General features: G+C 67.2%; 17 protein-coding genes and 2 pseudogenes. 6 read left to right on the forward strand and 13 right to left on the reverse strand.

The genetic code is table 11. The annotated features are described in order from the left end of the window. Nucleotides 1–911, forward strand: a pseudogene (gene lysK, locus AC5JDC_RS10660) (lysine--tRNA ligase); the annotation flags it as partial. Here the strand turns inward: lysK and AC5JDC_RS10665 are convergent. The 10 genes from AC5JDC_RS10665 to AC5JDC_RS10710 all read right to left on the reverse strand — a co-directional run bounded on the left by AC5JDC_RS10665 (nucleotide 874) and on the right by AC5JDC_RS10710 (nucleotide 11,565). Next, complete coding sequence (locus AC5JDC_RS10665; RefSeq protein ID WP_495841335.1) at nucleotides 874–1,773, reverse strand: thermonuclease family protein; 900 nt, start codon at nucleotides 1,771–1,773, stop codon at nucleotides 874–876. The pseudogene lysK and the gene AC5JDC_RS10665 overlap by 38 nt on opposite strands. 1 nt (nucleotide 1,774) lies before the next feature. After that, a complete protein-coding gene (locus AC5JDC_RS10670) occupies nucleotides 1,775–2,425 on the reverse strand; it encodes a S24 family peptidase (protein WP_495841336.1) in 651 nt (216 codons plus the stop codon). Nucleotides 2,426–2,637: 212 nt separating this feature from the next. Beyond that, a complete protein-coding gene (locus AC5JDC_RS10675) occupies nucleotides 2,638–3,183 on the reverse strand; it encodes a thioesterase family protein (protein ID WP_495841337.1) in 546 nt (181 codons plus the stop codon). Between the two features lie 7 nt (nucleotides 3,184–3,190). Then, nucleotides 3,191–5,410 (reverse strand): 3-hydroxyacyl-CoA dehydrogenase NAD-binding domain-containing protein, encoded by a 2,220-nt coding sequence (locus tag AC5JDC_RS10680; RefSeq protein ID WP_495841338.1) that lies wholly within the window; start codon nucleotides 5,408–5,410, stop codon nucleotides 3,191–3,193. A gap of 178 nt (nucleotides 5,411–5,588) precedes the next feature. Further along, complete coding sequence (locus tag AC5JDC_RS10685; protein ID WP_106774759.1) at nucleotides 5,589–6,797, reverse strand: acetyl-CoA C-acetyltransferase; 1,209 nt, start codon at nucleotides 6,795–6,797, stop codon at nucleotides 5,589–5,591. 39 nt (nucleotides 6,798–6,836) lie between these two features. Continuing rightward, nucleotides 6,837–7,238 carry a DUF4259 domain-containing protein gene (locus AC5JDC_RS10690; RefSeq protein ID WP_495841339.1) on the reverse strand — a complete coding sequence of 134 codons (402 nt, stop codon included), beginning with the start codon at nucleotides 7,236–7,238 and terminating at the stop codon, nucleotides 6,837–6,839. A 27-nt stretch (nucleotides 7,239–7,265) separates the two neighbouring features. After that, nucleotides 7,266–7,649 (reverse strand): RidA family protein, encoded by a 384-nt coding sequence (locus tag AC5JDC_RS10695; protein ID WP_495841340.1) that lies wholly within the window; start codon nucleotides 7,647–7,649, stop codon nucleotides 7,266–7,268. An 11-nt stretch (nucleotides 7,650–7,660) separates the two neighbouring features. Continuing rightward, on the reverse strand, nucleotides 7,661–8,830 hold the full coding sequence (locus tag AC5JDC_RS10700; protein WP_495841341.1) for an acyl-CoA dehydrogenase family protein: 1,170 nt from the start codon (nucleotides 8,828–8,830) through the stop codon (nucleotides 7,661–7,663). A 221-nt stretch (nucleotides 8,831–9,051) separates the two neighbouring features. Next, nucleotides 9,052–10,848 carry an acyl-CoA dehydrogenase C-terminal domain-containing protein gene (locus tag AC5JDC_RS10705; RefSeq protein ID WP_495841342.1) on the reverse strand — a complete coding sequence of 599 codons (1,797 nt, stop codon included), beginning with the start codon at nucleotides 10,846–10,848 and terminating at the stop codon, nucleotides 9,052–9,054. 249 nt (nucleotides 10,849–11,097) lie between these two features. Further along, a complete protein-coding gene (locus AC5JDC_RS10710; RefSeq protein ID WP_495841343.1) occupies nucleotides 11,098–11,565 on the reverse strand; it encodes a MerR family transcriptional regulator in 468 nt (155 codons plus the stop codon). A 449-nt stretch (nucleotides 11,566–12,014) separates the two neighbouring features. On the opposite strand from AC5JDC_RS10710, the gene AC5JDC_RS10715 reads away from it, so the two are divergent. The 5 genes and pseudogenes from AC5JDC_RS10715 to AC5JDC_RS10735 all read left to right on the forward strand — a co-directional run bounded on the left by AC5JDC_RS10715 (nucleotide 12,015) and on the right by AC5JDC_RS10735 (nucleotide 18,337). Then, complete coding sequence (locus AC5JDC_RS10715) at nucleotides 12,015–15,755, forward strand: peptidoglycan-binding protein (RefSeq protein ID WP_495841344.1); 3,741 nt, start codon at nucleotides 12,015–12,017, stop codon at nucleotides 15,753–15,755. 179 nt (nucleotides 15,756–15,934) lie between these two features. Further along, complete coding sequence (locus AC5JDC_RS10720; protein WP_106774763.1) at nucleotides 15,935–16,852, forward strand: sulfite exporter TauE/SafE family protein; 918 nt, start codon at nucleotides 15,935–15,937, stop codon at nucleotides 16,850–16,852. A gap of 3 nt (nucleotides 16,853–16,855) precedes the next feature. Further along, nucleotides 16,856–17,662 (forward strand): TIGR02186 family protein, encoded by an 807-nt coding sequence (locus tag AC5JDC_RS10725; RefSeq protein WP_495841345.1) that lies wholly within the window; start codon nucleotides 16,856–16,858, stop codon nucleotides 17,660–17,662. A 68-nt stretch (nucleotides 17,663–17,730) separates the two neighbouring features. Beyond that, nucleotides 17,731–18,036, forward strand: coding sequence for a type II toxin-antitoxin system RelB family antitoxin (gene relB, locus AC5JDC_RS10730; protein WP_106774765.1), 306 nt, complete (start codon nucleotides 17,731–17,733; stop codon nucleotides 18,034–18,036). 3 nt (nucleotides 18,037–18,039) lie between these two features. Further along, a pseudogene (locus AC5JDC_RS10735) lies at nucleotides 18,040–18,337 on the forward strand (type II toxin-antitoxin system RelE/ParE family toxin). Here the strand turns inward: AC5JDC_RS10735 and pdeM are convergent. The 3 genes from pdeM to AC5JDC_RS10750 all read right to left on the reverse strand — a co-directional run bounded on the left by pdeM (nucleotide 18,338) and on the right by AC5JDC_RS10750 (nucleotide 22,077). Then, nucleotides 18,338–19,009, reverse strand: coding sequence for a ligase-associated DNA damage response endonuclease PdeM (gene pdeM / locus AC5JDC_RS10740; RefSeq protein ID WP_245428591.1), 672 nt, complete (start codon nucleotides 19,007–19,009; stop codon nucleotides 18,338–18,340). 38 nt (nucleotides 19,010–19,047) lie between these two features. Continuing rightward, nucleotides 19,048–21,696 carry a ligase-associated DNA damage response DEXH box helicase gene (locus AC5JDC_RS10745; RefSeq protein WP_495841346.1) on the reverse strand — a complete coding sequence of 883 codons (2,649 nt, stop codon included), beginning with the start codon at nucleotides 21,694–21,696 and terminating at the stop codon, nucleotides 19,048–19,050. An 81-nt stretch (nucleotides 21,697–21,777) separates the two neighbouring features. After that, nucleotides 21,778–22,077, reverse strand: a complete 300-nt coding sequence (locus AC5JDC_RS10750) for a helix-turn-helix domain-containing protein (protein WP_495841347.1) — start codon at nucleotides 22,075–22,077, stop codon at nucleotides 21,778–21,780. Nucleotides 22,078–22,269 lie beyond the last annotated feature (192 nt).

Here is a 22,269-nt window from a genome sequence, read left to right on the forward strand (position 1 = left end):
ATTTCGGCATGCGCTGGGCGGCGCTGGGCGTCGATTTCGAGATGTTCGGCAAGGATCACCAGACCAACCAGCCGATCTACGACCGCATCTGCGAAATCCTCGGCGGACGCGCGCCGGAGCATTTCGTCTACGAGCTGTTCCTGGACGACGTCGGCCAGAAGATCTCCAAGTCGAAGGGCAACGGGCTCAGCATCGACGAATGGCTGACCTATGCGCCGACAGAGAGCCTGGCGCTCTACATGTTCCAGCGGCCGCGGCAAGCGAAGAAACTCTATTTCGACGTCATCCCGAAGGCGGTCGACGAATATTATTCGTTCCTGTCGGCCTATCCGCGCCAGCAGTGGAAGGAGCGGCTCGGCAATCCGGTCTGGCACATCCATGACGGCAATCCGCCTGACATCGAGCTGCCGGTGAGCTTTGCGCTGCTGCTCAACCTGGTCAGCGCGTCGAACGCGCATGACCGCTCCGTGCTGTGGGGTTTTATCTCCCGCCACGCGCCGGGCGTGACGCCCGAGACCCATCCCGAGCTCGACCGGCTGGCCGGCTATGCCATCCGCTACTTCGACGATTTCGTGAAGCCGCAGAAGTCATACCGCGCGCCGGACGAAGTCGAGCGCGGGGCGCTGGAGAGGCTGTCGGAAGCGCTGGGCGAACTGCCGGCCGGCGCTGACGGCGAGGCGATCCAGAACGCCGCGCTCAACGTAGCGCGAAAGATCGAGCGCTACCAGGATCATACCAAGCAGAGCCCGGAAGGTGGGCCCGGCGTGTCCGTCGCCTTCTTCCAGATGATCTACCAGGTGCTGATCGGCCAGGAGCGCGGGCCGCGCTTCGGCTCCTTCGCTGCGCTTTACGGCGTCGCCGAGACGCGTGCCCTCATTGGGCAGGCGCTGGCGGGGGCGCTGGCGGCGTAGGGAACACGTCGACCGGCCCGGTCGTCGGCGGCACGATGATCTCGGGCGGCGGCTCGGCACCCGGAGCCGCCATGATCGCTCCCGGCGCAGGAGGCGCCGGCAGTTGGCTGCCGGCCGGTGCCTCGGCCGGCGCGGTCATCGCCGGCGCGGCGCCGAACACACCCTTGCCGGCCTGCGCCGCCGTTTCGCCCAGCGCGACATAGGGGCCATCGGCCGCGGGCCGCGCCCAGCCGTTCTCGACCAGCCATTCGGCGATGTCCTCGGTGCCCATGCGGCAGGGCGCGACGATGGTTTCCGAGCCGGGCTGCGGCGGCACCTCGCAGGTCACCGAACGGCCGCGCAGCCAGGCGCGGAAGGCGGCCCGCGCTCGCGCCCCGCAGGGCCAGGACCGTCCCTGCGCATCGCAGGTCTCGTCCGGCCCGATCGGCTCGATGCCTTCGAACGCGATCCGATAACCCTTGACCTCGATCGTGCCCGCCGCCGTGGCGACCGGCTGGAACAGGATCATGTGCTGGCGCCGCTCGGGCGGCTGCGCCGCCGCGGGCGGGCCGCCGGCAGCGCCGGTTTTCGTCCCGACCGGGCCGGCGGCATCGTCGGGAAGCCCGGTATCCGCGGCGGCCGCCTGGTCCGTTTCCTCGCCGCCCGCATCCGCCGCCGACTGCCGCTCCCTGCCCTTGAAGGCAGGCCGCTCGCTGGACAGGCGCTTCGACGCGCTCCCGTCCGCATCGGCAGGATCGGACACAGCCGCGACGTCGGCCGGAACCGGCGGCCTGGAGCGGATCGCGGCACCCCCGACGAGGATGAGCGCCGCGCCGCCGGCAAGCAGCGCGACGGCGACCAGCAGAACGACGGACCGCCTCACCCTACTGGCTCGCCCACACGATGCGCGCCACCCACTCCACGTCGCGCATGGCGATCTGCCGGACCGGATGCTCGGGATTGATCGACAACAGCTCGATCTCGCGGGCGTTGCGACGCGCCAGCACCTTCGCCATGACCTCGCCGGCAGTGGTCTTGACGACGACGCGGTCGCCCTTGTGGACCGTGGCGCCCGGCTCGACGATCAGCACGTCGCGGTCGCGGTAGACGGGCAGCATGGAATCGCCCTGCACCTGCAGCGCATAGGCGTTGCCGGCGGCCTGCACCGGCAGCTCGACCAGGTCCCAGCCGTGGCCGGCCGGGAAGCCGGCATCGTCGAAGAAGCCGCCCGCTCCCGCCTGGGCAAAGCCGATCAGCGGAACGGTCGAGCGCTGCACCGGCAGCGCCCCGTCGATCCGGCCGTCCTGCCCCCTGACCAGCACGATGAACTCCTCGAGCGACGAGCTCGTCGCCTCGATGATCTTGGCCAGCGATTCGGTCGATGGCCAGCGCGGGCGGCCGTCGGAAGACCGGCGCTTCGACTTGTTGAAGGCGGTGGAATCGAGCCCGGCGCGCTTGGCGAGCCCGGAAACGGACAGCGAATGGCGTTCGGCAAGGGCGTCGATGGCCGCCCAGACGCGTTCGTGCGAGAGCATCGCGCAGCTCCGCCTGGCAAGGAAAAAATACCTGTCCGTTGTAGCGTTTGCCGGGCTACTTGTCTATCGCGCTCTCAATGATCGGCGCTTTCACCGAGGCCTCGTCAGAACCGACCCTCAGCCGCGATATAGATTCTCATCCGTCAGATCGCGAGCGGCGTGGAGAAACCTGATCACTTGGACCTCCGCCTCGTGGTGCCGCCGGGCGGTGATCACCCGCCCGCCTTCGCCAGCTCGCGCAGGCCGGCATGTGAGGCGATGAAAGCGCGCTCCGCCTCGGTCGGCAGGCGCGGCGCCGCCTCCTGGCCGAGCAGCCGCATCAACTCGTCCATCGGAATGAAGCGGCGGCCCGGGCGGTCATATACGCCGGCCGTCGTGGCGATGACCGCCGCTGTGGTGCCGTCCTCCAGGACGAAGCTGTGCCGGCCGATCACCGCCGTTCCTTCCCAGGTCTCCAGCGATGAGACGACCTCGAAGCGCTGCCACAACCTTATCTCGCGCACGAACGCCGTCTGCAGGCCGCCCAGCATCGGCGCCCAGCCGCGCTCGCGCGCCAGCGCCCACACGCCGCTGCGCAGGAAGATGTCGATGCGGCCGAGGTCGGCCAGCATCATGTAGCGGGCATTGTTGAGATGCAGGTTGAAGTCGATGTCGGTCGGCAGGCAGCGGAACGCCAGCCGGCTCTCCGACCCGACGCTGTAGGGGCCACGGCTTTTCGCCGTGGCCGTCACCCGCGCAAAGCGCGCCCAGACATACATGCGCCGGTCACGCCGCCTGCTTTTCCTCGCCCTTCGCGTAGGGATCGAAGCGTTGGTAGAAGGTCTCGCCCTTTTCCGCCATGTCGACAAGCAGCTTGGGCGCCTTGAACTGGTCGCCGTATTTCTTGCGCAGCTTCTTGGACAGCGCGACGAAGGCTTCCGCCCCAATGCCGTCGATGTAGGACAGCGTTCCGCCGGTATAGGGCGCGAAGCCGAAGGCGAGGATCGAGCCGACATCGGCCTCGCGCGGGTCCGACACGATGCCCTCCTCCATGACGCGCGCCGCCTCCAGCGCGATGGTGACGAGCAGGCGCTGCTTCAGTTCCTCGACGTCGACCTTCTCCGGCGCCTTCTGCGGATAAAGGTCCTTCAGGCCGGGCCACAGCTTCTTCTTCGCCGGCTTGGCCGGATAGTCGTAAAAACCCTTGCCGTTCTTGCGGCCGAAGCGGCCATGCGTGTCAACCATGGTGTCGATCAGCGCCATCTGCGCCGGATCGACGGCCTTGTCGCCGAGATCGCGCTTGGTCTGGCGCATGATCTTCTGGGCGAGGTCGATCGCCGTCTCGTCGGTCAGCGCCAGCGGCCCGACCGGCATGCCGGCCATCCTTGCCGCGTTCTCGATCATCGGCGCCGGAACGCCCTCGATCAGCATGCGGAAGGCCTCGGCCATGTAGCGCAGCACGCAGCGGTTGACGTAGAAGCCGCGCGTGTCGTTGACGACGATCGGCGTCTTGCCGATGGCGCGCACATAGTCCATCGCCACGGCCAGCGCCTTGTCGGCGGTCTTCTTGCCGAGGATGATCTCGACCAGCATCATGCGGTCGACCGGCGAGAAGAAGTGGATGCCGATGAAATTCTTAGGGCGCGCCGAGTTCTTGGCCAGCGACGTGATGGGAATCGTCGAGGTGTTGGAGGCGAAGGTCGCGGACGACTTCAGCACGGCCTCCGCCTTCTCGATAGCGCCCTTCTTCACCTCCGAATCCTCGAACACCGCCTCGACGACGAGGTCGCAGCCTTCGAGCTTCGCATAGTCGTCGGTCGGCGTGATCAGGGCTAGCAGCTTGTCCTTGTCCTCCGCCTTGGCGCGGCCCTTGGCCACCGCCTCGGAGATCAGCTTGTCCGAATGCGCCTTGCCCTTCTCGGCCGACGGCATGTCACGGTCGAGCAGCACCACCGGAATGCCCGCCTTGGCGGTGACATAGGCGATGCCGGCGCCCATGAAGCCGGCGCCGAGCACGCCGATCTTCCTGAATTTCGTCGGATTGACGCCTTGCGGGCGGCGCGCGCCCTTGTTCAGCTCCTGCAGCGACACGAACAGCGAACGGATCATCATCGCCGCTTCGGTCGACTGCATGATCTCGGTGAAATAGCGCTGCTCGATCCGCAGCCCGGTCTCGAAGGGCACCAGCAGCCCCTCGTAGACGCATTTCAGGATGGCGGTGACGGCGGGATAGTTGCCAAAGGTCTCGCGACGCGAAATGGCGATCGCCGGCGGCCACAGGTTTGCGCCGGCCGCCGAATAGACAGGCCCGCCGGGAATCTTGAAGCCCTTCTCGTCCCAGGGCTGGACCGGCTTCAGCCCGCCCTTGATCATCGCCTTGGCGGTCTCGACCAGCTTCTTCGGCTCGGCGACCTCGTGGATCAGGCCCATCTGCCTGGCGCGCTTGGGCGTCAGCGACTGGCCGGTCGTCAGCATCTGCAGAGCTTCCTGGGTGTTGGCGAGCCGCGGCACGCGCTGGGTGCCGCCGGCGCCGGGGAAGATGCCGACCTTGACCTCCGGCAACGCCATCTTGACCTTGTCGCCATCGGCGGCGACGCGGCCGTGGCAGGCCAGCGACAGCTCGAAGGCGCCGCCCATGCAGGTGCCGTTGATCGCCGACACCCACGGCTTGCCCGACGTCTCCAGCTTGCGCCACAGCCAGCCCATGCGGCCCGCGCCCTCGAACAGCAGTTTGGTCGCCTTTTCCGGGTCCTTCGCCTTCTCGGCGTGGAAGACGCCGAGCATACGCTTCAGCATGTTCAGATCGGCACCGCCGGAAAAGCTGTCCTTGCCCGAGGTGATTACCGCGCCCTTGATCGCCGCGTCGCCGGCGACCTGGTCGATGATCCTGTCGAGCTCGTTCATCACCTCCTCGGTGAAGACGTTCATCGAACGGTCCGGCATGTTCCAGGTGACGAGGGCGATGCCGTCGGCGTCGGTCTCGACGGTGAAGTTGGTGTAGGTCATTGGAGAGCGTCTCCTTGGCGCGGCGTCTTCCCTCCCCCTTCAGGGGAGGGTGACCCGCGAAGCGGGTCGGGTGGGGTCATCTCAATGTCTCGGCCTGGCTGGGCGCCGGAGCACTGCCGCCCCGACCCCACCCGGCCGCGTCGCGGCCCCCCACCCCTCAAGGGGGAGGGATACCGCGTTATACCCGCTCGATGATGGTGGCGGTGCCCATGCCGGCGCCGATGCAGAGCGTCACCAGCGCCGTGTTCAAATCGCGCCGCTCCAGCTCGTCCAGCACCGTGCCGAAGATCATCGCGCCGGTGGCGCCGAGCGGATGGCCCATGGCTATGGCGCCGCCATTCACGTTGATCCTGTCGGGGTCGATCTCGAAGGCCTGCATGTAGCGCAGCACGACCGAGGCGAAGGCCTCGTTGAGCTCGAACAGGTCGATGTCCTCGAGCTTTATCCTGGCGCGCTTCAACAGCTTCTCGGTGACGTCGACCGGGCCGGTCAGCATCATCGCCGGCTCGGAGCCGATGTTGGCAAAAGCCTTGATGCGCGCCCTCGGCTTCAGGCCCATCGCCTTGCCTGCTTTCTTGGAGCCGAGCAGCACGGCGGCCGCGCCATCGACTATGCCGGAGGAATTGCCGGCGTGGTGGACGTGGTTGACTTCCTCCAGCTCGGGATAGCGCTGCACGGCGACCGCGTCGAAGCCGCCCATCTCGCCAGGCATGACGAAGGAGGGATTGAGCGAGGCCAGCGCCTGCATGTCGGTCGTGGGCCGCATGTGCTCGTCATGGTCGAGGATGGTGAGGCCGTTCTGGTCCTTCACCGGGATGACCGATTTCCTGAAATAGCCCTTCTCCCAAGCCTTCGCCGCGCGCTTCTGACTCTCCACCGCATAGGCGTCGACGTCGTCGCGAGAAAAACCGTATCTGGTGGCGATGAGGTCGGCCGAGACGCCCTGCGGCATGAACCAGCCGGGCAGGCCGACGGATGGGTCCATGAACCAGGCGCCGCCGGACATGCCCATGCCGACGCGGCTCATCGATTCGACGCCGCCGGCGATCACGATCTCGTCGGCGCCCTGCGCGATCTTGGCCGCCCCGAAATTGATGGCGTCGAGGCCCGACGCGCAGAAGCGCGAGATCTGCATGCCAGGCGCCTTGGTGTCGTAGCCGGCCTCGAAGGCGGCCGAGCGCGGGATCACCGAGCCGGCCTCGCCGACCGGGTCGACGCAGCCGAAGATGATGTCGTCGACCTGCGACGTGTCGAGACCGTTGCGGTCGCGCACCGCCTCCAGCACTTTTGCGCCGAGCCGCACGGCCGGCACCTCGTGCAGCGATCCGTCCTTCTTGCCGCGTCCGCGCGGCGTGCGCACGGCGTCGTAGACATAGGCTTCGGGCATGATCTTTTCCTTCCTTCAATTTGCGGGCTGAAGCCACCGTCAGCGCAGCGCATCCCGCAAACGTTTCAACTCAGCTCTGAACCCCGCTGCGTCATCAGCCACAGCGTCATCCCACAATTCGATCAATTCGGAACTGGGGCCGTCGACACAATCTACGGCGCGGCGCGCCTTTCCCTTCAGTCCAGTCAACGCCTGCCAGTTGGTCACCCCATTCAATGCAGACTGCGCGGGCTCGGACAGAAGACCGGAGACACCATTGGCGGCCGCGACCATCGCCGCGGCAGCCAGCGCGACCGAACCTTCGGGGGCTTCGATGTAGGAACCGGGCCGGCATGCGGCATCGAGGGCCCGCGAAATCGCGACTACGCCCTCCTGCTCGAACGCCGCGACGAAGTCGGCAGCGTCGTCGTTCTCGAATATCTTGGAGCCCCAGGCACCCACGGCAATCCCCTTCAGAGGCCTCTCGCGTCAGGCCGCAGCGATGACTTCGATCTCGATGAGCCAGTCGTCGGCGAGGGTCTCGGCGACGATGACGGTTGTTGGAATCCTGCGCCCGCCCAGCGCCTTCAGCCGGGCGGCAGCGTTCTTCTCGGCATAGGCGCGGTCGCGCAGGTAACTCGTCGCCCGCACGACGTTGTCGACCGACATGTCGGCGCTGGCGAGAATGGTGCGGATGTTGGACCAAATCAGGTCGAGCTGCTCGTCGACCGTCCTGCCCGCCGACCAGTCCGGATTGAGCCCCATCGTGCCGGCCACGAACAGGAAGCGCCTGGGATCGCGGACCTCCACGGCGTGGATGTAGTCGTCCGCCGGGTAGATGCCTTCCACGGGATTGTGGTCGATCCGTTGCACCGTTCCGCTCCCTACAGGCCTCTTGCGATCAGCAGCTTCATGATCTCGTTGGTGCCGCCATAGATGCGCTGCACGCGGGCGTCGCGGTACATGCGGGCGATCGGGTATTCGTTCATGTAGCCGTAGCCGCCGAAGAGCTGCAGGCATTCATCCACGACCTTGCACTGCAGGTCGGAGAGCCAGTATTTCGCCATCGAGGCCGTCGCCGGGTCGAGCCCGCCGGCGATGTGCCGGGCGACGCAGTCGTTGTAGAAGACGCGGCCGACCGTCGCCTCGGTCTTCAGCTCCGCCAGCTTGAACTGCGTGTTCTGGAACTCGATGATCGGCTGGCCGAAGGCCTTCCGCTCCTTGACATAGTCTATGGTGACGGCGAGCGCCCGCTCGATCATGGCGATGGCCTGGCCGGCGATCAGCAGGCGCTCCTGCGGCAGCTGCTGCATGAGCTGGACGAAACCCTGCCCTTCCTCGTGGCCGAGCAGGTTGGCGGTCGGCACCCGCACATCGGTGAAGAACAGCTCCGACGTGTCGTTGGCCTTCATGCCGATCTTGTCGAGGTTGCGGCCGCGCTCGAAACCTTCGGCGCCGTCGGTCTCGACGACGATCAGCGAGGTGCCCTTGGCGCCCTTGGCCGGATCGGTCTTGGTCACCACGATGACCAGGTTGGCGTGCTGCCCGTTGGTGATGAAGGTCTTCGAGCCGTTGATGCGATACTGGTTGCCGTCCTTGTCGGCGCGCGTCTTGACGCCCTGCAGGTCGGAGCCGGCGCCGGGCTCGGTCATGGCGATAGCGCCGATCAACTCGCCGGTCGCCAGCTTCGGCAGCCACTTCCTTTTCTGCTCCTCCGAGCCGTAGTGGAGGATGTAGGGCGCAACGATGGCGTTGTGCAGCACGATGCCGAAACCGTCGACGCCGGTGTGGCCGATGGCTTCGATGATGGCGCTTTCATGCGCGTAGGTGCCGCCCGAACCGCCATATTCCTCCGGCATCGACGCGCAGAGCAGCCCTGCCGCGCCGGCCTTCTCCCAGGCCGAGCGGTCGACGACCTCGTTCTTCTCATAGGCCTCGTAGTGCGGCGCGATCTCGTCGGCCATGAAGCGCCGCGCCATGTCGTAGAGCATGGCGACGTCCTCGCCCGCCCAGGCGGGTTTCGGCAGCCCGAGGATGGTGGCGGGATCGGTCATGGGCGCGACCTGGAAATGGTGAAGGCCGCCACACCCCCCTCTGTCCTGCCGGACATCTCCCCCGCAAGGGGGGAGATTGGCAGTTGCGGCCTCGCGACTCTTTTCGCGACGTTGGAGACTGGCGAAATCGGAGCGGCCGGCCAATCTCCCCCCTTGCGGGGGAGATGTCCGGTAGGACAGAGGGGGGTGCGAAGGAGCGCGACCTTTCTCATATCCAAACCTTAGAACGCCTCCGCCGGCAGCGCCATCATCGTGTCGGCGCCGGTCGAGATGCGGGCGAGGTGGGCCGCCGTCTCGGGCATCACGCGCTCCATGAAATAGCGGCCGGTGACGATCTTGTGCTCGTAGAAGGAGGCCGTGTCGCCGGCGCCTTCCGCCAGCTTCGCCTGCGCCGCCTTCACCATCAGGCCCCACATGTAGCCCAGCGACACCAGGCCGAAGAGGTGCAGGTAGTCGGTCGAGGCGGCACCCGCATTGTCGGGCTTGGCCATGGCGTTCTGCATCAGCCACATGGTCGCCGCCTGCAGGTCGTTGAGGCCCTTCTTCAGCGCTTTGGTGAACGGCGCCATCTTCTCGTCCGCGCGGTTCTCCTCGCAGAAGGCGCCGACCTCCTTGAAGAAGGCCTGCACGGCGCGGCCCCCGTTGAGGGCGAGCTTGCGGCCGACGAGGTCGAGCGCCTGGATGCCGTTGGCGCCCTCATAGATCATGGCAATGCGGGCGTCGCGCACGAACTGGCTCATGCCGTGCTCCTCGATATAGCCGTGGCCGCCGAACACCTGCTGGGCCATCACCGCATTCTCGAACCCCTTGTCGGTGAGCACGCCCTTGACGATCGGCGTCATCAGGCCGAGCGCGTCGTCGGCCGCCTCGCGGTCGTGATCGTCGCCGGAGCGGTTGGCGACGTCGGAGCGGATCGCCGTCCACAGCGTCAGCGCACGGCCGGCCTCGTTGAAGGCCTTCATGGTCATCAGGCCGCGGCGGATGTCGGGATGGACGATGATCGGGTCAGCCGGCTTGTCCGGCGCCTTCGGGCCGGAGAGGGAACGGCCCTGCAGCCGCTCCTGGGCATAGGCGACGGCATTCTGGTAGGCGGCAATGCCGACGCCCAGGCCCTGCAGGCCGACGCCGAGCCGCGCCTCGTTCATCATGGTGAACATCGCCCTCAGCCCGGCATTCTCGCCGCCGATCAGCCAGCCGGTCGCCTCGTCATAGTTCATGACGCAGGTCGAATTGCCGTGGATGCCCATCTTCTCCTCGATGGAGCCGCAGGAGACGCCGTTGCGCTCGCCCGGATTGCCGTCGGCGTCCGGGATGAACTTCGGCACGATGAACAGCGAGATGCCCTTGGTGCCCTGCGGTGCGCCCTCGATGCGGGCGAGAACCAGGTGGACGATGTTGTCGGCCAGGTCGTGCTCGCCGGCCGAGATGAATATCTTCTGCCCGGAGATCCTGTAGGAGCCGTCCGCCTGCGGCACGGCCCTGGTGCGCAGCAGGCCGAGATCGGTGCCGCAATGCGGCTCGGTCAGGTTCATAGTGCCGGTCCAGGCGCCCTCGACCATCCTGGGAAGGTACGTCTCTTTCTGCGCATCCGAGCCGTGGGTCAGGATGGCGGCGATGGCGCCCTGGGTCAGGCCGGGATACATCATCAGCGCCATGTTGGCCGAGACCATGTATTCGCCGACGGCGGTGTGGAGGCAGTAGGGTAGCCCCTGCCCGCCGAACTCCGCCGGCACGGCGAGCCCCAGCCAGCCGCCCTCGCGATACTGGTCGAAGGCCTCCTTGAAACCTTTCGGCGTCGTCACCGAGCCGTCGTCGTTGCGCACGCAGCCCTGCATGTCGCCGACGCGGTTCAGCGGCTGCATCACGTTCTCGGCGAGCTTGGCCGCCTCGTCGAGGATCGCCTCGAGCACGTCCGGGCTGGCATCGGCGAAGCCCGGCAGGTTGCTGTAGCGCTCGTAGCCGAGCACCTCCTTCAGCACGAACAGCGTGTCCTGGACCGGCGCCCTGTAGGTCGGCATGCTTCCTCCTGATCGCGGCATGGGCCGGCCGCATCCGAAGCAGCCGACGACGAACGACTTGCCGACTCATAATTGACGTTTGCGTAAACGTCAATCTGCTGCGTGAGGGTTCCAGGCTCCGACTGGAGTTAACCAGGTGCCTTTCGACCCCGATCGCGGCGCGCCGCCATCAACAAAAAAAGAGCGGCGGACCGATCGGTCCCCCGCCCTTCGTGCGAAAAGCCAGGAGCGCGGCGACGTGCCGCGGCCTCAGGCCGCGTTGGAGGTCGCCACCGAGCGCTCCGCCAGCATACGGCGCACCGCCGCCATCAGCTTGCCGAGCTCGTCCATCGCGTCGTCGATCGCGGCGCGCTGCTTCTGCAACCGGCCCAGCTGCTTCTCCGACTTGTCGAGCGTCATGCGCAGTTGCTTGGCGTTGGAGCCGGTCGGATCGTAGAGATCCATCACCTGCTTCACGTCGCGCAGCGAGAAGCCGACCTTGCGGCCGAGCAGGATGAGCTTCAGCCGGGCCCGGTCGCGCCGCGTGTAGAGGCGCTGGCTGCCCTCGCGCTTCGGGCTGAGCAGGCCCTTGTCCTCGTAGAAGCGCAGCGTGCGCAGCGTCACGCCGAACAGCTTTGCCATGTCGCCGATCTTGAGAAGGCCTTCGTCGTCGCCTTCGGCATCGGAAACGGCGGAATTTGCGCCGGCATAGTCGCCGACCCTCATTGGTTTCATCATTTTTGTCATTCGTCCCCGGCTGGAGATCGCGGCCGAAGCCGGATGCTCGTCCCGAAGCCGCTCGGGGGTCGCGGCTTCGCATGGTTGACACGAATGCAAGACGGGCGCCGCATGGCTCCTTCTTACGTCTACGTAATTGAGGCGGCCATATAGAGGCCCTCACCTTACGTCGCAATCGCCCAAAAGTTGTATTTAACACGTTCTGCGCTCGAAAACCCCCGCCCGCGCGGCACTCGGGCGCACGGCAAAGAAGTTAAGGTTGGTTAACGGCTTGTTTACCACGATGGGCGAAATGTGCGCGTGACGGGCTCTCGTGATTATCCTGTAGCGAATTCTTCACGACCTTTCGGAGCGGCGCGCGGAGGTCTCCTTCTCGCGGTATGCGACGCTTCCGGCCCCGAGGAGAGAGGGAGCGCTGGCTGAGCCAGCACAGGCGGACAGGCGTTTCGATGAACAGCAAGCGAACGTATCTCGATACCCTCAACACAGGCCGGCAGCGCAGGGCGAGCACCACGCTCGAGCAGATCACGCAATCGCTGCAGAATCTTGAGAACAGGCTCGACCGCTCCCGCGAGGTGCTGCACGATTACAGCCGCGACCGCGGCGACAGCGCCCGGCCGCAGCGCCCAGCCGCTTTCGACGTCCCCCGGACGCAGGACAGGCAAGTGCGCCGGCCGGACCTCGAGCCGTCCTACCGGTCGCTGCCGCGCGATTTCGACCGCATCCGCGACCAGGAAGAGGGCATCGCCTCGGCCGGACGCATCGCCGGCGAGCTGAAGAGCCTGCGCGAGGATCTGCGCCAGCAGGTGGCCTCCAACATGCAGACGGAATTCGAGGCGCTGCGCGGCGAGCTCGGACGGATGCTCGCCTCCAGTGGCGACGCCGCCGCGCTGGGAGCCGGCCTCGCCTCCGAGATCGACAGGATCTCGCATGCCATCTCGGACTTGTCGGAACGCACCGACGATCGGGCCGTCGGCGCACTGCGCACCGATATCGAGCAGGTCCGCGCCGCGCTCGACACGCTGGCGCGCGAGGAGACCGTGCGCTCGTCGCACCGCCGCTGGGACGAGTTCGATCGCCGCTGGACCGCCTTCGAGAACCGCGTGGACGAGCGGCACAGCGCGCCCGACCCGGAAATCGCGGCGCTTTCCGAACGGCTGCAGTCGATCGGCGAGGCGGTGAACGGCCTGCCGGAATCGCTATCCCTGCGCTCGCTGGAGGACAAGCTGCGCACGCTGGCCGGCGCGCTCGACCATTTCGTCAACCATAACGAGCATCAGGCGCCGGAGATGTTCCGCCTGATCGAGGAGCGCCTCGACGAGATCTCGCGGGCGATCGTCGCCTCGACCGCGGCCGTCCAGTCTCCTGTCATCGACCCGGAGCCGTTTCAGCGCATCGAAGCCAGGATCTCCGCACTGGCCCGGCAGATCGACGAACTCGTCGAGGACCGTCCGTCGGCGGAGGTCGTCGACCGCCTGAACACGCTTTCGCAGCGTGTCGACGAGCTCGCGGCGCAGGGCGCATTCCCCGAACGGGCGATGGAGCATCTGTCCCGGCAGGTTCTGACGATCGCCGAGAAACTGGACAGGACGCCGGCAGACGCCGAGCGCCAGGCCATGCTGGCCAGCATCGACCAGCGCTTCGACGTGCTTTCCGCCATGATCGAGCGCCGCCAGGGCGACGCCATCGAGCACGGCAATCTGATGTTCCGCGATCTCGAGCGGCGGCTCGACGACGTCGCCGAGCGGATCGACCTGCGCACCGCCGAGACGCTCGACACGTCCCGGGTCATGGACGTCATCGATGCCCGCTTCGCCGAGCTGACGCAGCAGCTCGCCGGTTCCTCGACCGGGGCGGGCGGCGAGATGATCCGCGGCCTGGAAAAGCGGCTGGAGAACATCTCCGCGCGCATCGACGCCAATGCATCGAAATTCGCCGGCATCGACCCCGACCTCATCCGCAGCCTGGAAAACCAGGTCGCGGCGCTGTCCGGCCATCTCAGCCGTCCTTCGGCGTCCCTTCCCGAACTGGAGGACATCGGCCCGCGCATCACCGAGCTGGAACGCCACATTGCCGGCAACCGCGAGTCCATCCTGCAGGTCGCCCGGCAGGCGGCCGAGGCCGCCATGCGCAGCTTCGACGGATCGCAGCCGCATCTTGCCGCCGTGGACGGGCTGACGCAGGACCTCAAGGCGCTGGAGATGCTGACCCGGCGCTCGGACGAACGCAACACCAAGACCTTCGAAGCGATCCACGACACGCTAATCAAGATCGTCGACCGGCTCGGCACGCTGGAGACGGGGGAGCCGGCAGCGGCCGCACCACGCCCGGCGAACGGGCGGGTGATGGAGCTGGACAACCCGCCGCCGCTGCATGCCGGTCATGACGACGGCCTTCCCGCCCGGTCGGAGGAGCCCCTCCAGCCGAAAGCCGCCATGACGACCACCCGTTCTCCCGCCGAGGCCGCTGCCGAAGCCGCGATCGCGGCTGTCGGTTCGGATCGCGCCGACGAGCGTCCCGCCGCGCCACGGTCGAAATCGCTGCTCAGCGGCCTGACCCGGGCGCTCGGCCGCAAGGATGCCGCGGCAGAGCCAAGGACCGAGTCTTCGGCGGACGCGAAGAGCCCGGTCGAACTGGCGGTCGAGGCCGCCCTCGACGAGCCGCTGGATCCCAAGATCGCCAACCGGCCGCTGGAGCCGGGCTCGGGCACGCCGGATCTCAACGCCATCATGCGGCGCGTGCGCGAGGAACGCGGACAGAACGGCCGTGTCGGCGACAACAATGCGGCCAAGGCGGATTTCATCGCTGCGGCCCGGCGCGCCGCCCAGGCGGCCGCGGCGGAGGCCGAAATCGCCAAACGCGGCGAGGGCGTGCCGAAGGCGGCGCGCGGCCGGAAGATCGCCAATGTCTTCCGCAAACACCGCAAGCCCATCCTGATGGCGGCCACCGCGATCATGGTGGTGCTGGCCGGCCTGCAGCTCGGCAAGGCCTATTTCGGCCGAAGCGGCGACCACGCCGCCATCCCGCTCGTGGCCGAGAAGCTGCCGGAGACGGCCGCCCTCGACGTGCCGTTTGATCCGCCGGCCGATGCCGCGGATGACATGGACGACGTCGCTGCCGCCCAGCCGGAAACGACCGGAGCCGATCGGCCGGTCGCCGAAGCCGCGCCCGGCGACGCGGTGAACGTAACTGACGAAGCGCCGCGGCAGGCGACTCCGGTCGCCGAGACACCCGCTGCAACGCTCCCCGCCGACACGGCGGCGCCGGCGACCGTCGCGGCTGTCCCGACGCCGTCGACGGACGAGGCGGCCGCCCCGGCGGCGACCACCATCATATCCCTCGACGTCCCGGACGACGCCGGGCCGCAGGCGCTGCGCGAGGCGGCCGAGGCCGGCGACGCCAAGGCGCTGTTCGAGCTCGGCTCGCGCTATGCGGACGGCCGCGGCATCAAGGCCGACATGCAGCAGGCGGCAAGCTGGTACGAGAAGTCGGCGGAACTCGGCTTCGCGCCGGCGCAATACCGGATCGGCAACCTTTACGAGAAGGCGATGGGCGTCGAGCGCGACGTCGAAAAGGCGAAGACCTGGTACCAGCTCGCCGCCGAGCAGGGCAATGCCAGCGCCATGCACAATCTGGCGGTGCTCTATGCGATGGGCGCCGACGGCACCACCGACAACGAGTCGGCCGCGCGCTGGTTCAGGAGCGCCGCCGACCTCGGCGTCAAGGACAGCCAGTTCAACCTCGGCATCCTCGCCGCCAAGGGCGTGGGCGTGCCGCAGAGCCTGGAGGAGTCCTACAAATGGTTCGCGCTCGCCGCCAAGGCGGGCGACCGCGACGCCGGCGCCAAGCGCGACGAGATCGCCAATTCGCTGCGGCCGGAGCAGTTGACCAAGGCGCGTGCCGACGTGGAGGCCTGGAAGGCCAAGCCGCTCGATCCGGAGACCAATTCGGTCGAGATCCCGGAATCCTGGCAGGAAGCCCCGACCACGACTGCCGGCATCGACATGAAGAAGGCGATCGGCAACATCCAGCGCATCCTCAACAAGAACGGCTACGACGCCGGCGGCGCCGACGGCGTGATGGGCGAAAGAACGAAGAACGCCATCATGGCCTTCCAGAAGGACAACGGCATGGCGGCCACCGGCGAGGTCGACGAGAAGCTGGTGCGCGCGCTGCTCGAGAAGAAGTAGAGAGCGATTCCGCGAGGCCCGAACGGGCTCGCTCGCGCGAATTTAACTCATTGAGATAATTTTTGTTTCCGTCTCGCGGCGAAGTTTGACTTCGCCGTAATGTCGGCGCATGAGCTTTCTACGTCACGAGGGTGTTTCGGCACGCTTCGCGGCACCGCATTTGCAGTCGAGTTTGACGGGTGGGCATTTATCTCCCGATCGCGGAAATGTCGGTCAACGTCCTCGTCCTGCTCGCCATGGGCGCGGCGGTCGGCTTCCTGTCGGGCATGTTCGGGGTGGGCGGCGGCTTCCTCATCACGCCGCTGCTGATCTTCTACAACATCCCGCCGGCGATCGCCGTCGCAACCGGCGCCAACCAGGTCATCGCCTCGTCCTTCTCCGGCGCGCTGGCGCATTTCAAGCGCGGCACGCTCGACGTCAAGCTCGGGACGGTGCTGCTGGCCGGCGGTATCTTCGGCTCGACGATCGGCATCTACATCTTCGCGCTGCTGAGGAGCCTCGGCCAGCTCGACCTCATCATCTCGCTCACCTACGTCGCCTTCCTGGGCACGGTCGGCGGACTGATGCTGGTGGAGAGCGTCAACGCCATCCGCCGCAGCAAGGGCGGGGTCCAGCCCTCGCTGAAGCGGCCCGGCCAGCACAACTGGATCCACCGCCTGCCGCTGAAGATGCGCTTCCGCACATCGAAGCTGTTCGTCAGCGTGATCCCGGTGCTCGGGCTCGGTGCCGGCATCGGCCTGCTGTCCTCGGTGATGGGCGTCGGCGGCGGCTTCATCATGGTGCCGGCGCTGATCTATCTGCTCAAGGTGCCCACCAACATCGTCGTCGGCACGTCGCTGTTCCAGATTATCTTCGTGGCCGCCTACACGACGATCGTGCACGCCGAGACCAACCAGACGGTCGACATCGTGCTCGCCTTCATCCTGATGGTCGGCGGCGTCGCCGGCGCGCAATACGGCGCCAAGGCCGGCCAGCGGTTGCGCGGCGAGCAGTTGCGGGCGCTGCTGGCGATGCTGGTGCTGGCGGTGGCGATAAGGCTCGCCTTCGACCTGTTCCTGCCGCCGCCCAGCATCTACTCGCTGGCGCCGGGAATCTGAGCGATGAGACGCCGCCTGCTCGCCACGCTAGCCCTGGCCGCCGCGGCCTGGGCCAGCCCGGCGGCGGCGCAGGGACCGGTGCCGCTGCAGCCGCCTCCCTTGCCCGAGGGCATCCAGATCGGCCTGTCTACCGACGTCATCCGCATCACCGCCGACTTCGCCGGCGCCGACCTGACGATCTTCGGCTCGCTCGAAAACCCCGACCCGCTGATCAACCGGCAGGGCCGCTACGATGTCATCGTCGTGCTCGAAGGGCCGGGCCGGCTGGTAACCGTGCGCCGCAAGAGCCGCGTGCTCGGCATCTGGATGAACACGCAGTCGGAATCCTTCGTCAACGTGCCTGAATCCTATTCGATCGCCACCACGCGCATGCCGCAGGACATCACCGACCAGAACAGCTACCGGCAGCTGGCGCTGGGCACCGACTTCATCCACATCCAGCCGGCCGAGATCGTCGACAACCCGGCGACGCTGCAGGAATTCCGGACGGCGCTGCGCGAGCGCAAGGAGGCCGTGGGCCTGTTCAACGAGCGCATCGGCGGCGTGCAGTTCCTGTCGTCGAACCTGTTCCGCGCCTCACTGCGGCTCGCTCCCGACGTGCCCGTCGGCACGCACAAGGCACGCGCCTTCCTGTTCCGCAACGGCCTGTTCATCAAGGAGACCTCGGCGCAGTTGGCGATCGTGAAATCAGGCTTCGAGCAGATGCTGTTCCGCCTGTCGCGCAACCACAGCCTGTTCTACGGCTTCTGCGCCGTCGGCCTGGCGATCGTCACCGGCTGGCTCGGCCGCATCGTGTTCCGGCGGGATTGATGGAGCAGCATCCTTGTAATTCAGCTGAATTACGTTATCTTCCATCCTGGGGGCTGGAAAGGAAGGCCATGACTGCGAGCGCACTGGTGCAAACGCGCATCGACCCGGACCTGAAGGAGCGCGCAACCGTCGTCCTGAACAACATGGGACTGACCGTGTCAGACGCCGTCCGCATCCTGCTGACGCGGGTCGCCAATGAGGGCGCCTTGCCACCGGGGTTCGTAACCGATCCGGCCGCCCATGACGCTTGGTTCAGGGCGAAGGTGCAGGAGGCTCTCGACGATCGGCGGCCCGCCATCCCGCATGACGAGGTGGAAGCCCGCTTTGCCGAACGCCGCGCCGCGGCGCTGGGCGCGGCCCGTGCACGGAAATGAGGCATGAAGCTGGAGTGGTCGCCCTTCGCCGTGGACGACCGGGACCAGATCTTCTCCCATATCGAGCAGGACAGTCGCAGAGCCGCCGCCATCATCGACGAAAGGATTACCCGCACAGGTCCAGCGCCTTCGTGACTTTCCGGAGAGCGGGCGGCCTGGCCGCGTCGACGGCACACGCGAACTGGTCGTCCAGCGAACGCCCTATGTCATTGCCTATCGAATTGTCGAGGACACGGTCCGCATCCTGCGCATCCTGCATGGCGCTCGGCGATGGCCGGACGAGATGCCCGATATCAGCTGATCACCCCGGCAGCAGCCGCTTGCCGGCGATCGCGTAGGTGCGGTCCGCGCCCAGCATGTGGGCGACGAAGCCGTCGCGCCTGAACAGCCCGGCGAAGGCGCGGTCGAGCACGTTCAGCGAGCCGGTGTAGCTGCCGAAGGCCGGCATGACGACGCGGCTGCCGTCGGTGGCGAAGCAGCGGCGGCGCACGGAGCGGCCGCGCTGGACGATGCGCGCGCAGGGATGCAGGTGCCCGGCGATCTCGCCCTCGCCGGCCTCGCGCGACGGCTCGTGGCGGAACAGCACCGAGCCGACCGAAATCTCGCGCACGCTGTCGCCGCCGATGCCGGCCGGCGGATCGGGATCGTGGTTGCCGCTCACCCAGAACCAGTCGCGGCCGGCCATCAGCGCGGCAAGCCGCGAGCGAAAAAGTTCGGGCATACGCGCCGAGCCCTCGCCGTCATGAAAGCTGTCGCCCAGGCTGACGACGATCTTCGGGGAAAAGTCGTCGATCACCGTCTTCAGGCAGGCCAGCGTCGCCGCCGTGTCGTAGGGCGGCAGCAGCGAGCCGCGCCGTGCCGCCGACGATCCCTTCTCCAGATGCAGATCCGAGACCGCGAGCAGGCCGTGGTCGGGAAAGAACAGCGCGCCGCGCCGGTCGCACAGCGCGAGCTCGCCGGCGACGGAGATCATGCCGCCGCGCACCGCATCCTTTTCGAGAGGGACGGCCGTCATCCGCTTCCCATTGCCTCTTCGACCAGCGACGCCTCCTCGAGCAGCGTCTCGTTGGCCTCGCCGGCCACCCTTTCCCGGCCGATCTCCAGCATGACCGGCACGGCGAGCGGCGAGATGTGTTCGAGGTGCTTATGCACGATTCGGCCGCGGATGCGCGAGAGCATCTCGGCAAGCCTGCTGACATCGAGCAGGCCGGTCGCCGCGTCGGCGCGCGTCGCCTGCAGCAGCAGGTGGTCGGGCTCGTGCGTCCTGAGCACATCATAGATCAGGTCGGCCGACACCGTCACCTGGCGGCCGCTCTTCTCCTGGCCGGGATGGCGCTTCTCGATCAGCCCCGAGATCAGCGCGCAGTTGCGGAAAGTGCGCTTGAGCAGCCAGCTTTCGGCCAGCCAGGCCTCGAGGTCGTCGCCCAGCATGTCCTCGTCGAACAGCGTCGACAACGGCAGCTTGCCGCGCTTGAACAGCGACCCCATGTCGTCGAGCGCCCACACCGCTATCGAATAGTCGGTGGCGACGAAGCCGAGCGGCCGGGCGCCGGCGCGGTCGAGCCGGCGCGTCAAAAGCATGCCGAGCGTCTGGTGGGCCAGCCGCCCCTCGAAGGGATAGGTCACCATGTAGTGACGCTGGCCGCGCGGAAACGTCTCCACCAGCAGGTCTTCGCGCCTGGGCAGCACCGATTTCTCCGCCTGGAACCGCAGCCAGTCGGACACCTGGTCGGGCAACGCCTTCCAGCGGCCGGGATCGGCCAGCATTGCGCGGACCTCGCCGGCGAGATAGGTCGACAGCGGAAATTTCCCGCCGGCATAGACCGGGATGCGCGGATCGTTGCCGACGGCGTTGGAAACGAAGGCCTCGGTCTCGCGGATGCCCTCCAGCCTGAGCACCTTGCCGGCAAACAGAAAGGTGTCGCCGGGCGCGATCGATTCGAGAAACCCTTCCTCGATCTTGCCGAGCACCGGCCCGCCGCGCGACGCCGCGCCGCGCCCGGAGCGGGCATAGCGCAGCGTGAGATAGGGCGCCTCCACGATGGTGCCGACATTCAGCCTGTATTGCTGGGCGAAGCGCGGATGCGAGATACGCCATCTGCCGTCCCTGGTCTGGCGGATCTTGGCGTAGCGCTCGTAGGATTTCAGCGCATAACCGCCGGTGGCGACGAAGTCGACCGCGCGGTCGAAGGTCTCGCGGGAAAGCCGCGCATAGGGCGCGGCGCTGGTGATCTCGGCATAAAGCTCGTCGGCGTCGAAGGCCTCGGCGCAGGCCATGCCGAGGATGTGCTGGGCGAGCACGTCGAGCGAGCCGTCGACCAGTGGCGGGGTGTCCTGCGCGCCGAGATAGTTGGCCTCCACGGCGGCGCGGCATTCCAGCACCTCGAAGCGGTTGGCTGGGATCAAAATCGCCTTGCTCGGCTCGTCGAGCCGGTGATTGGCGCGGCCGATGCGCTGCGCCAGCCGGCTCGCACCCTTCGGCGCGCCGACATGGACGACCAGGTCGACGTCGCCCCAGTCGATGCCGAGATCGAGCGTCGAGGTGGCGACGATGGCGCGCAGACTGCCGCTCTCCATCGCCTTCTCCACGCGCCTGCGCTGGCTGACGTCGAGCGAACCGTGGTGCAGCGCGATCGGCAGCGTGTCTTCGTTGACCCGCCACAGTTCCGAAAACAGCATCTCGGCCTGGCTGCGCGTGTTGACGAAGAGCAGCGTCGTCCTGTGCTTGCGGATCGCCTCGTAGATTTCGGGAATGGCATAGCGCGAGGAGTGCCCGGCCCAGGGCACCCGTTCCTCGGAATCGAGAATCGAGATCTCCGGCTTCGCCCCGCCGGCGACGGTGATGAGATCGGCCATCGGTTCCTCCCCCCTTGAGGGGGAGGTGCCCGCGTAGCGGGCGGAGGGGGTCGCCGCGGCCGCGCTCGGCCTAATGGCGGTGCCTTCTGAGGTTACCCCCACCGCCGCCTTCGGCGGCACCTCCCCCTCAACGGGGGAGGATAAACCCTGCGCCACCAGCCAGCGCCGCAATTCGTCCGGCTCGGCCACCGTCGCCGACAGGCCGATCGCCTGCAGACCGGGAACATAGCGCCTGAGCCGAGCCAGCCCCAGCGACAGCAGATGGCCGCGCTTCGATGTCACCAGCGAGTGCAGCTCGTCGAGCACGACGTAGCGCAGCCCGGAAAAGAAGCGTTTGGCATCGGGCGCAGCGATCAGCAGCGCCAGCTGCTCCGGCGTAGTCAGCAGGATGTCGGGCGGCGCAAATTTCTGGCGCTGGCGCTTGTGGGCGGGCGTATCGCCGGTGCGCGTCTCCATGGAGATCGCCAGCCCGATTTCGGCGACCGGCTTGCCGAGGTTGCGCTCGATGTCGACGGCCAGCGCCTTCAGCGGCGATATGTAGAGCGTGTGGACGCCGCGATGCGCCTCGCCCGGCCGGCGCTTCGGCCGCGTCGCCAGGTCGACCAGCGCCGGCAGGAAGCCGGCCAGCGTCTTGCCCGCGCCGGTCGGCGCGATCAGCAGCACCGATTTTCCCGCCTGCGCCCTGGCCAAAAGTTCTACCTGATGGGCGCGCGGCGCCCAGCCGCGCCGCGCGAACCAGGTCAGGAACGGCTCGGGCAGAAGGGCGGCGCCGTCTTGCGGCTGGACGCGGCTCTGTTCGGTCACGCGCCAGAACTAGCGCGAGGCTTTGGCCGCGCCAAGCGGAATCTGGAACAAAAAGGGATCAGGAGGATCTGGACAATGCAGCTATTCAGCCGCCAATGCCCTCAGCACGGCCTCAGGCTCCTTTTCCATGATACGCAGCAGCGTACGCGCCGCGCCGCTCGGCTGCCGCTGCCCCTGCTCCCATTTGCGGTAGCCCGACGCGCTCGTGCCAAGGAAGCGGGCCATCTGTTCCTGGGTCAGATGGAGACGCTTGCGGATCGCCTTGGCGTCTACCGGGTCGGCATCCACATGATGAACGCGCAGGCCGGGGAAATACTTCCCCTCGGCATGATCCAAAGCTTCCCTCAAACCCTGCAATATGTCTTCCGCGAGGTTGCTCATTGTCGCCTCTACCGCACTTGGTGGCGCAACGTTAGAGAATGGTGCCGCGCGGTCATAACATCGATGGCTTCAAGAATGGAGCGCTCCGCTAAATGGCCCTCTGGCGAGAACGCACGCATTACCGAAGCCAATCCAGCTAATCGATATTCGCGGCACAAGAAATATTCCCCTTGGGAAGGGGATTCACAAACG

It is taken from the genome of Kumtagia sp. (assembly GCF_059502445.1).